Source organism: Paraburkholderia phenoliruptrix (assembly GCF_902859825.1).
Classification (GTDB): domain Bacteria; phylum Pseudomonadota; class Gammaproteobacteria; order Burkholderiales; family Burkholderiaceae; genus Paraburkholderia; species Paraburkholderia phenoliruptrix.
The window spans coordinates 144,153-154,699 of sequence record NZ_CADIKB010000006.1 but is presented as its reverse complement, the minus strand read 5'-3'; the positions used below and the strand labels follow the sequence as shown (position 1 = coordinate 154,699).

The following is a 10,547-nucleotide window of genomic DNA, read 5'->3' as shown; positions in this document are numbered from 1 at the left end:
CTTGGTCGCAGGCGGACGACAATCGGCGGAAACAGGCAGATTGAGCCGTTCCACGGCACAGGAGGAATCATGTCGACGCCGGTTGGCGGTAGTTCGCCGTTTCGCGATCCTCGCATCGGCTATGGACAATATGGCGCGCCGGGCCCGGACGACGCCAACCCGCAGCCGGGTGCAGAGCGCTGGGGCGGCGGTCAGACGCAGCCGGGCTCGAACCCGACGATCGACGGCCTGCCGGGCGCCGCAAGCGGTCCGGCTGCGGGCGGCGCGCAGCGCGTGCGATGGGGCGTGGGCGGCGGCGGTGTTGGGCAGGGCACACCCGGCGCCGCCAGGGGGCCCCGTGCGGGCGCCTCGGGACCACAGGCTTACGCCGCGGCCGGCCAGCCGCACGCGGCTTATCCGCCACGTCCACCTCATCCACCTCATCCACCCCATCCGCCGGGCACGCCGAACTATCAAGGCCCCGCCCAAGGCTTCGTCCAGCAGCAAGGCAACGGCGCCGGGAAGCGTTGGGCGCTGGTGGCCGGCCTGATGGCGTTACCGTCGGTGCTATCGCTCGGCATGATGGGCGGCGGTATGTCGTTCGGTGCGATGAGCGCGCTGTTTGGCCTCAGTTCGATTGCCGAAATGGGCCTCGTGGGCATGTTGCTGTTTCGCGGCAGCCGCGGCGCGGGCCAGTTCGCCTCCCGTTGGGCGCAGTATGGGCAGCAGCCCGGCCCGTTTGCCCAGCCGTGGCGAGGCGGACCGCAGGCGCCCTATTCCGGCATGCCCGGCCGGCCGCCGTTTCATGGGCCGGCCTACTCCGGGCCGCCCGGTTGGCAAGCCAGTGCGGCGCCGCACGGCTCGCCGGCTTCGGACGCGCAGCCTTATTCGTGGCAAGCGCCGCATGCGCCATCACCGCAATCGGGATGGGGGCAGGCGTTCGCCGCGCAAGCCGGCGGTTATCCCGCCGCGCCTGCGCAACCCCAGGCGGGCGCGGGATGGGCGCAGCAGCCTGCGAATTGGGCGCAGCCCGTTGTGCGCCCGCCCCGGCCGCCCCGGCCGGCTTTGCCGCCGGCGGGATGGCAGGTCGTCAGCGAGGACAACGGCGCGGGCCCGCGCCGCCCGCGCGCGTTGCCGCCCGCAGCCGATGCAAACGGACAATAACGCTTCGCGATGAGCATGCTGTTGGCCGCGAACGCGGGCGTTCGTCGAGTGCTCTCCGGGGCCGGGGGTGCAGGGATCCGTTGCCTGCGGCTATCCAACGCCGGCGCCCAACGCTTGCACCCAACGCCTGCTCTTCGCAGCACCGCCACTCGCTTCGCCGCTGCAAGCTTCCTGCATGGACCGATTTTTACGCTGGAGCGGAAGTCAATGCCATCGGAGGACGCCATGTCGCTTGCCCCTAGCGTGCAGCAGTTTCTCGCGCGACGCGCCGGCGCGGGCGCCCAGACACTCGATGCGATCGATCTGCACCACGCGCGGCAGCGCTTCGACTACTACACGCCGCTTGGCGATGTGCCGCCGCGTGCGCTCCCGGCCGTCGAAGACCTGACGATCGACACGCGCGACCACGCCCACTTGCACGCGCGCCTCTACTATCCCGCGCCGCCGTGCTGGGCGGACCCGCAACCCGCGCTGCTCTTCTTTCACTCGGGCGGCTATGTGGTCGGCAGCGTCGCGACCGCCGACGCGCTATGCCGCACGCTCGCCGATGAAGCCGGTTGCGCGGTCGTTTCGGTGGGCTATCGGCTCGCCCCGGAATATCGCTTCCCGCATGCGGTCGACGACGCACTCGACGCCCTCCACTGGCTGCATCGCAACGCGGCGTCGCTGGCCATCGACGGCAGCCGCCTCGCCGTGGGCGGCGAAAGCTCGGGCGCGACGCTCGCCGCCGTCTGTGCGGTGAACGCGCGCGACAGCGGGATCGCCCTCGCGCTGCAACTGCTCGTCTATCCGGCGCTGTCGGCGGCCATGGACACCGAAGCGCATCGCCGCTATGGCGACGGCTATTTTCTGTCGCTCGACATCATCCGCTGGATCCAGCGGCATTACCTCGCCACCGCGGACGACCGCCGCGACTGGCGCTTCGCGCCGCTCGACGGCGAGCGCGACGCGCCGCGCGACTGGAGCCGGCTCGCGCCCGCGTGGATTGTCTCGGCACAATACGATCCACTGCAGGACGAGCACGCCCGCTATGTCGACAAGCTGCGCAGCTTCGGCAACGAGGCCAGCGTCGTCTTCTATCCGGGCATGATTCACGGCTTCTTCTCGATGGGCGGCATGATTCCCGAAGCCGCGCTCGCGCACCGCGACGCCGCCCGCATGCTGCGTTCAGCGTTGCGCATCCCTTGAACCGGACACCCGCTCGATGCCCGTCGCGGTATTCCGCTCGTCGGGCAGGACGTTCCAGGCGCGCAGGATCGCTGCGATCTGCCGCGCGTAGCGGTCGCGCAACACGGGCGTCGCCGAATGGTAGGCACCCACCGCCGCCCAGGTGTTGCCGTACTTCACGATCTGCCGACGCAACTGCCACGCGGCGATGTAGATGTTCTTGCACGGCGCCATCAGTTCATCGCGCGTAATGCCGTAGCGCGACAGCGCGCCGAGATGAATCGAGTTGATCTGCATGACACCGTAATCGGTCGAGCCGTTCGCGTTGAGATGCGTCGCGCCCGGCTGGTTGCGCGATTCCTGCCAGGCGATCGCGCGCAGAATGAGCGGATTGACGTGCTGATAGGCCGCGGCATCGTCGAAACAGTTCGCCTGCGCGAGGGCCGGGGCGCTCGCCGCGAAAGCCACGGCGATCGCCACGCTCGACGGATGCATGCGCGCCGTCGCGCGCGGATCGACGCCTCGCCGGTCGCCCCGGCGACCCGGGCGGAGGGTGGAAAGAAACGGCTTTGCCATAAGAACGCGCGTTGCGAATCGGGGCTCCTATCATGCACGCCGTGCCCTACGCGAGGCACGATGCGCGCGAACCGGAGCCCTGCCGTGCGAAGCGCGCGGGTCTTGCCCGGCTGCTTGCGCGTGGCTTGCCCGGCACTTGCGCGTGACTTGCGCGGCCCTCCTGTGTCTATTCCACCCACCGCGATTTGCTTACGGCGAAACATCGGTTCGTTCAGCGCGCACCCGCAGGTACGATGGCTTGGACTACGCATCTTCAACCTTTGGCCCGCCATGTCCACGACAAGAACACCGAACCCCCGCCGCTCATTCATCAAACGCTCAGTGGGCGCCGCTGCGGCCGCCGCATCCGTCGCCGTGTCGCCGCTCGTTTCGCCGCTCGCATTTGCGCAAGCGCCCTCGCAAGGCGCGCCACGATCGCTGCGCATCGGCAATCAGAAGGGCTATCTGAACCTGCTGAAAGGGCGCGGCACGCTCGAGAAGCGCCTCGCGCCGCTCAATGTGTCGGTCAGTTGGACGGAGTTCGCCGCCGGTCCAGTGCAATTGGAGGCGCTCAATGTCGGTTCGATCGATTTCGGCGATGTCGGCGAAGCGCCGCCCATCTTCGCGCAGGCCGCCGGCGCGCCGCTTGCCTATGTGGCAGCGACGGTTCCGCGTCCGCAATCCGAAGCCGTGCTCGTGCCGCCGGGCTCGCCGATCCGCTCAATCGCGGACCTGAAAGGCAGGAAGATCGCGCTCAACCGGGGCAGCAACGTCCACTACTTTCTCGTCAAGCTGCTGCGGCAGCACGGCCTGCAATACGCGGACGTGAACGTGGCCTTCCTCGCGCCCGCCGACGCGCGCGCGGCCTTCGAGCGTGCCTCCATCGACGCATGGGTGATCTGGGACCCGTTCTTTGCCGCCGCGCAAAAATCGCTCGGCGCGCGCGTGCTGGCGGATGCGAGCGGCGTGGTGGGCAATCGCGGGTACTACTTCTCGTCGCAGAGCTATCTGGCGAAGAATCCCGACGTGATCCGCATCGTGATCGAGGAAATCGAAAAAATCGACCAATGGGGCAGCCGCAACAAGGACCAGCTGGCGAGCGAGCTCGCGCAACTGTGGGGCCTGCCCAAGCCGGTGGTGGACGCCGTCGTGGCGCGCCAGCAGTTCGGCACCGAGCGCATCACGCGCGCCATTCTCGGCGAGCAGCAGCAGATCGCGGATGCGTTCCTCGACCTGGGTCTGATCCCGAAACACGTCGACGTGCTGAGAGCCGGACCGCCGAACCTCGCCTGAGCAGCAGACGGCAAGGGGTAACCGCACCGCAACCGCGCCGCGACCCCACCACAACCGCGTGCCACCCGGTTCAACGGATAACCCGGCAAAAGTCAGGGTTGCTCTCCCGGGAACCGTGGACTACATCTAAAGCCGGGGCGCGCCGAGCGCATTCAATGCGTGCAATGCGTTGTTCAACGCGCGAAGCCGCCCCGCCCGCGCCACGAGCCAGACAGAAGGAGACACCGTCATGGGTATGCGCCCCGATCCGACCTTCCACGCGTCGCCCCGGCTTGCGATGGACGCGCCCGCAGAAGAATTCGCCTACACGCTGCTGCTGAGCCCAGACTTCGCGCAACCGGACGCGCTGGCCGTCATCGACGTCAAACCCGGCTCGCCGACCTATAGCCAGGTGGTCCACACCGTGCCGGTGCCGAACAAGGGCGACGAGTTCCATCATTTCGGCTGGAACGCCTGCTCGTCGGCGCTCTCGCCGCTCACCGGGCACGCCTTTCTCGAGCGGCGCTATCTGATCATTCCGGGCATGCGCTCGTCGCGCATCTACATTGTCGATACGAAGCCGCATCCAACCCAGGCGAAGATTCACAAGATCATCGAGCCCGAGGAAATCTTCCGCAAAACCGGCTATTCGCGTCCGCATACCGTGCATTGCGGGCCGGAGGGCATCTACGTGAGCACGCTCGGCGGCGCGGGGCCGGACGGCACAGACGGGCCGCCCGGCATCTTCATCATGGACTGCGAAACGTTCGAGGTGCTCGGCCGCTGGGAAATCGACCGCGGTCTGCAGCAAAAGCACTACGACTTCTGGTGGAACCTGCCGCGCGACTACATGGTGTCGAGCGAATGGGCACTGCCGCCGCAGTTCGAGAACGGCATCGTGCCCGAGGATCTGCTCGCGAACCGCTACGGGCACGCCGTGCACTTCTGGGATCTGCGCGCCCGCCGCAACGTGCAGACCATCGATCTCGGCGCGAATCATCAGATGGCGCTGGAAGTGCGGCCCGCGCACGACCCGAGCCGCGAGTATGGCTTTATCGGCGTGGTGGTCGACACGACCAACCTCGAAGGCTCGATCTGGACGTGGTGGCGCGAAGGCGGTCAGTTCCATATCGAGAAAACGGCGACCATTCCGCCCGAGCCCGCGGACCCTGCCGCGCTGCCGCCGCTTCTGCAAGGCTTCGGCGCAGTGCCGCCGCTCGTCACGGACATCGATCTGTCCATCGACGACCGCTTCCTCTACGTCGCCTGCTGGGGCACCGGCGAAATGCGCCAATACGACGTGACGGAACCGCGCAAGCCGACGCTCACGGGCTCGGTGCATCTTGGCGGCATCGTGCGGCGCACGCCGCATCCGAACGGCGAAACCTTCGCGGGCGGCCCGCAGATGGTCGAGATCAGCCGCGACGGCAAGCGCGTGTACTGGACCAACTCGCTTTACTCGACGTGGGACAACCAGTTTTACCCGAACGGCGTGCCCGCCGCCCAGGTCATGGCGCATGCGGATCCGGCAGGCGGTCTCGCGCTCGCGGACGATTTCTGGGTGAAGTTTCCCGAGGGCTACCGCGCGCACCAGATCCGTCTGGAAGGCGGCGACTGCTCGACGGACTCGTTCTGCTACCCGTCGGTGGGCGTTTGAGCACAGGCTGGGCGCAGGCGGGCCTGTGGCTCGCGGTGGCCGCGAGCGGTTGTTATCACGGCGTCAATCCGGCGATGGGATGGCCGCTCGCCGTCTCTAACGCGCTGATGCAAAGGAAGACGTCCGCCCTTTTCAGCGCGCTATTCTGGCTCGCCGCCGGGCATGTGCTGGCCATCGTCCTGATGATGCTGCCGTTCGCGATGCTCGGCGCGCTGCTCGCCTGGCAACACGCGCTTCAGACGGGCGCGAGCGTGCTCGTGATCGGCTTCGGCGTCGTACTGCTGGTCGCGCGGCGCCATCCGCGCGTGCTCGCACGCATTGCGCCGTCGCGGCTCGCGCTGTGGTCGTTCGCGATCGCGCTCGCCCACGGCGCGGGTCTGATGCTCGTGCCGATCTACCTCGGCCTGTGCCGCGCAGGCGACCTGGACCGTGCGCACGAGGCCGCGCAGACGTTGATGCAGTCGCGGCTCGGCATGGCGCTCGTCGTCTCCGGCGTGCATGCCGTCGCGATGGTGCTCGGAGGCGGACTCATCGCGTGGCTCGTCTACCGGTATCTGGGCCTGCGGTTCGTGTCGCGCAGCTGGTTCAACCTGGACGCCGTGTGGGCGCTGAGTTTCATTCTCGTCGGCACGGTCGCGCTACTGCTCAACGCCGGCGATGTGCCGCTCTCATGAGGGAAGCGGACGCCCCGCGGCGTAGCGCGAACCGCGTCCGGGAAGGCTCGATGTCGGGTAGGAAAAGTATGTTTGCACGCGTGGCGCATCGTCGCCGCAGCGACGCCCGCGCTATTCCACGTTCGACGCCTCGCGAACCACCGCCGACACACTGTCGAAATTGCGGTCGCCCATGCGTTTGAGCACCGCGAGCACTTCGCCGTCCGCGCCGCGGCGTTGCGCGAATTCGACCAGCTTGTCGCGCGTGGTCGGGAACTGGGCGCCTTCGAGTGCGCGTGCGATGTCCTCCAGACGCGGTTCGTCGGGATGCCGGTGGTTCTGCGAGCGGGCGGGATGCTGAGCCATATTCGTCTCCTTGCCGGTTGGAAAAGCTGCATGCGTGGCGTTTCGCATAACGTGTGCCGCGTTCGTCTCATGCCTTGAGGTCACTGCCGCCCGCCGCCTGCGTGCTGAAGCGCCGCTCGGTCACTTCGTGGAACCAAAACCTCTGACGATAGAGGCCATACGTCTGCGAAAAATTTCAACGGCTGTAGAGCAAATACACATGGCTCCCCGTTTTCCGATGCGAGAACCGGGGCGGTTCGCAGGCGGCTACGCTCGGCGCGCGCGCCTTGGAATGCCACTTGCATGCCCATTGCCACTGACCGCCGAACGAATCGCCATGAATGACCCTGTGCCGATGCAATCCGAATTACTCGATCCGCCGTCGCGCGACACCGCCGACGCGCCGCCCGCCGTCCCCAACGGCGAGGTGCTGGACACCCGCTCCACCTGCGAATGGATCCTGAAAGCGCACCGGGCCAGCGTGCTGATCGACGCCGCCGCGTATTACGCAGTACTGCGCAAGATGATTCCGCGCGCGCGGCATTCCATCTTCATCCTGGGCTGGGACATCGACAGCCGCATCGAACTCGTTCCCGGCGGCGTCGACGACGGCTATCCGCCGAAACTCTCCGAATTCCTGTGCGCGGTGCTGGACGACAATCCGCAGTTGCGCATCTATCTGCTCGGCTGGGATTTCGCCATGCTGTACGCGTTCGAGCGCGAATGGCTGCCTTCGTACAAGCCGGCATGGCACGCGCACCGGCGGCTGTGGTTCCGGCTCGACGGGCGGCATCCGCTCGGGGCCTCGCATCACCAGAAAATCGTCGTGATCGACGACAGTCTCGCGTTCACCGGCGGTATCGACCTCACGGGGTCGCGCTGGGACACGCCCGAGCATCGGCCCGACGATCCGCTGCGCAAAAATCTCGGCAAAACCAGCTATCAGCCGATGCACGACGCGCAGCTGATGTTCGACGGCCCGGCCGCCGCCGCCCTCGCGCACCTGGCTCGCGAGCGCTGGCGCCGCTCGCGGCGCAGCGGCAAGGCCGGCCGGCCGTTCAACGGCAAGCCGCCGCCGCGCACGGACTTGTGGCCGTCCGATATCGAGCCGGATTTCAGCGACGTGGATCTCGGCATTTCGCTCACCGGGCCCGCCTACGACGGCCGGCCGGCCATCCAGCAGGTGAAGGCGCTGCATCTGGCCGCCGTGGCCGCCGCGCGCCGCAACATCTACATCGAGAACCAGTACTTCACCGCGAATTCGGTGGGCTCGGCACTGCAAAAGCGCATCGCGGAACAGGACGGCCCCGACCTCGCCGTGGTCTGCCCGTACCGGCAGAGCGGCTGGCTGCAGGAGGCGACGATGGGCGTGCTGCGCGCCCGTCTGCACAAGCTGCTGAAAGCGGCGGACGGCAACGGCCGTTACGCAATGTACGCGCCGGCCCTCGATGCGCCGAAGGGCCGCTTCATCAACGTGCACAGCAAGATCATGATCGTCGACGAGCGCCTGCTCGTGATCGGCAGCGCGAACCTCAACAATCGTTCGATGGTGCTCGACTCGGAATGCTGCATGACGATCGACGCGCGCGGCGATCCGCAGCGGGAGGCGGCGATTGCCCGCATCCGCAACCGCCTGCTCGCGGAACATCTCGATTCGAGCGAAGCGGCGGTCGAAGACGCGCTCGCGCAACATGGCCGGCTCAACGCGGCAATCGCCAGCATCAAGACCGCCAAAGGCGAGGCGGCACGCACGCTCGAACCGCTGACGCCGGAGGTGCCGCCCGAACTGCGCGACATTGCCGACCGGGTTCATGTGCTCGATCCCGAAGCGCCGATTGCCGCCAACGAACTGCTCGCGCAGTTCCTGCCGGAGCCGACGCATCGGCCGGTCGTCGCCAAATTGCTGGTGCTCGGCGCGCTCGCGCTCGGCGTCGTCGCGCTGAGCGTGGCGTGGCGCTTCACGCCGTTCGGGCACGAACTGAGCTTCGCGAAGCTGACCACGGAGACGCAACGGCTCGCCGCCACGCATTTCGGCCCCCTCGCCGTGGTCGCGATGTACGCGCTCGCCGCCCTGCTCTCGGTGCCGGTGACCCTGCTGATCGCGGTGACGGGCCTCGTGTTCGGCGCCATAGCCGGCGCGGCCTACGCGCTTGCCGGCACGCTGATCGCGGCGGCGGCGGGCTGGGCCGCGGGCGCCTGGCTCGGCCGCGACGCCGTGCGCGAACTGGCCGGCGCGCGTCTGAACCAGTTGAGCGAACGGCTGCGCAGCAAAGGGCTCGTCGCGGTGATTCTGTTGCGGCTCGTGCCGGTCGCGCCGTTTTCGATCGTCAATCTGGCGGCGGGCGCCTCGCATATCCGCTTCTGGGACTTCATGGCGGGCACGGCCATCGGCATGGCGCCGGGCGTCGTGCTCGCGACCTCGTTCGCGCGCCAGCTGGTGAGCGCGGTCAGACATCCGACGCCGCTTTCGTTGCTGCTGGTGGCCGCGATCGGCGTGGCGCTCGTCTCCATGTCGCTCGTGTTGCGGCGCATGCTGATGAGGCGGCAATGAGCGGGCGCGCTAACGAAACCCCGACCCTCGAAGAAGCGCAACCCGCGCCGCGCGTGCACACGTACCCGGCGCACGCGAGCCATACGGGCGAGCCGTTGCGCATCGTCACCTACAACATTCACGGCGCGGTCGGCACGGACGGGCGGCGCTCGGCGGCACGCATTGCAGAGGTCATCACGGCATTGAATGCGGATGTCGTCGCGCTCCAGGAGGTGCCGCTCGGCGGCGCCGCGAGCATCGACGTGCTGCGCGAACTGCAGGATCTGACCGGCATGCACGCGGTGCCCGGCCCGACGCTCGACGGCCCGGACCGGCGCTTCGGCAACGCGGTGCTGACCAATCTGCCGGTGCGCGCGGTGCGCACATTGGACCTGTCGTTCGGCAGCCGCGAGGCGCGCGGCGCGCTCGACGTGGATATCGACACCGGCAACGGGCTCATGCGGATCGTCGCGACGCACCTCGGACTGTCGGCGCGCGAACGCCGCGCCCAGGTGCGGCTGCTGCTCGAAGCGTTCGATACGCCGGATCTGCCGGTGATCCTGCTCGGCGATCTGAACGAGTGGTTCGTCTGGGGATGGCCGCTGCGGGCGCTGCTCACGCGCTTTGGCCGGGTGGCTGCGCCGCGCACGTTTCCGTCGCGCTTTCCGGCGTTCGCGCTGGACCGCGTGTGGGTGCATCCGGCCGCGCGGCTCGTGGATATTCAGGTGGACAGAAGCGGCCCGGCGCGCATTGCGTCGGATCATCTGCCGCTGGTGGCGCGCGTGTGGCGGTGAAGGCCGCATCCGAAAACCGGGCCTTGCGGCTCGTCAGGCTCGATGGAACGGCGCGTGCTGCGCTTGCAATAGACATTGCACGCCGATGCCGTTTGCAATCGACCTCAGCCAGGAGATGACTCATGACCGCGCAGCAAGACCCTGCTTCCACCAACGAACCTGCTGCACCGCCCTCGCCGTCCACGCCCTCGAAAGAAGGTCTGTCGGGGCCCGGGCCGGCTCAGCCGCAGCCGATTCCTTCGCCTGCGCCCGGCACGCCGCGCACGCCGGGCGGCAATCAGCTCAACGCCATCGACGAAGCCGACGCCGACAAGGTCGTGCCGAAGGATCCCAAAGAGACGCAATTGCGCGACACGATCTCGCCGCCGGGCGCGGGCAGTCATAGCGTCGACGACGCGGGCTCGCCGCCCAAGCCGTTGTAGCCGCGCGGG

10 protein-coding genes are annotated in these 10,547 nt (G+C 68.0%); 8 read left to right on the top strand and 2 right to left on the bottom strand.

Annotated features, from left to right (window positions below; genetic code table 11):
• Positions 1–69 precede the first annotated feature (69 nt).
• Positions 70–1,143 carry a hypothetical protein gene (locus HV711_RS09610; protein WP_175145067.1) on the top strand — a complete coding sequence of 358 codons (1,074 nt, stop codon included), beginning with the start codon at positions 70–72 and terminating at the stop codon, positions 1,141–1,143.
• A gap of 225 nt (positions 1,144–1,368) precedes the next feature.
• On the top strand, positions 1,369–2,331 hold the full coding sequence (locus tag HV711_RS09605) for an alpha/beta hydrolase (protein WP_035482406.1): 963 nt from the start codon (positions 1,369–1,371) through the stop codon (positions 2,329–2,331).
• Here the strand turns inward: HV711_RS09605 and HV711_RS09600 are convergent.
• Entirely contained in the window at positions 2,311–2,805 is a 495-nt protein-coding gene (locus HV711_RS09600; RefSeq protein ID WP_175145074.1) for a lytic transglycosylase domain-containing protein, read from the bottom strand. The two genes, HV711_RS09605 and HV711_RS09600, sit on opposite strands and share 21 nt — an antisense overlap.
• 351 nt (positions 2,806–3,156) lie before the next feature.
• Here HV711_RS09600 and HV711_RS09595 point away from each other — a divergent pair, with 351 nt between their 5' ends.
• The 3 genes from HV711_RS09595 (at position 3,157) to HV711_RS09585 (ending at position 6,468) form a co-directional block, all read left to right on the top strand.
• On the top strand, positions 3,157–4,158 hold the full coding sequence (locus HV711_RS09595) for a sulfonate ABC transporter substrate-binding protein (protein ID WP_035482375.1): 1,002 nt from the start codon (positions 3,157–3,159) through the stop codon (positions 4,156–4,158).
• Between the two features lie 229 nt (positions 4,159–4,387).
• Positions 4,388–5,794 (top strand): selenium-binding protein SBP56-related protein, encoded by a 1,407-nt coding sequence (locus HV711_RS09590; protein WP_035482378.1) that lies wholly within the window; start codon positions 4,388–4,390, stop codon positions 5,792–5,794.
• Positions 5,791–6,468, top strand: coding sequence for a hypothetical protein (locus tag HV711_RS09585; protein WP_035482381.1), 678 nt, complete (start codon positions 5,791–5,793; stop codon positions 6,466–6,468). The genes HV711_RS09590 and HV711_RS09585 overlap by 4 nt, the downstream gene beginning before the upstream one ends.
• A gap of 111 nt (positions 6,469–6,579) precedes the next feature.
• Here HV711_RS09585 and HV711_RS09580 read toward each other — a convergent pair whose 3' ends face one another.
• Positions 6,580–6,813, bottom strand: a complete 234-nt coding sequence (locus HV711_RS09580; protein WP_013592514.1) for a DUF2795 domain-containing protein — start codon at positions 6,811–6,813, stop codon at positions 6,580–6,582.
• A 316-nt stretch (positions 6,814–7,129) separates the two neighbouring features.
• Between HV711_RS09580 and HV711_RS09575 the strand changes: the two genes are divergently transcribed.
• The 3 genes from HV711_RS09575 to HV711_RS09565 all read left to right on the top strand — a co-directional run bounded on the left by HV711_RS09575 (position 7,130) and on the right by HV711_RS09565 (position 10,538).
• Positions 7,130–9,343, top strand: a complete 2,214-nt coding sequence (locus HV711_RS09575; RefSeq protein WP_035482386.1) for a VTT domain-containing protein — start codon at positions 7,130–7,132, stop codon at positions 9,341–9,343.
• Positions 9,340–10,116 (top strand): endonuclease/exonuclease/phosphatase family protein, encoded by a 777-nt coding sequence (locus tag HV711_RS09570; RefSeq protein WP_035482388.1) that lies wholly within the window; start codon positions 9,340–9,342, stop codon positions 10,114–10,116. The genes HV711_RS09575 and HV711_RS09570 overlap by 4 nt, the downstream gene beginning before the upstream one ends.
• Before the next feature lie 122 nt (positions 10,117–10,238).
• Positions 10,239–10,538 carry a hypothetical protein gene (locus tag HV711_RS09565; RefSeq protein WP_028359949.1) on the top strand — a complete coding sequence of 100 codons (300 nt, stop codon included), beginning with the start codon at positions 10,239–10,241 and terminating at the stop codon, positions 10,536–10,538.
• Positions 10,539–10,547: the final 9 nt, after the last annotated feature.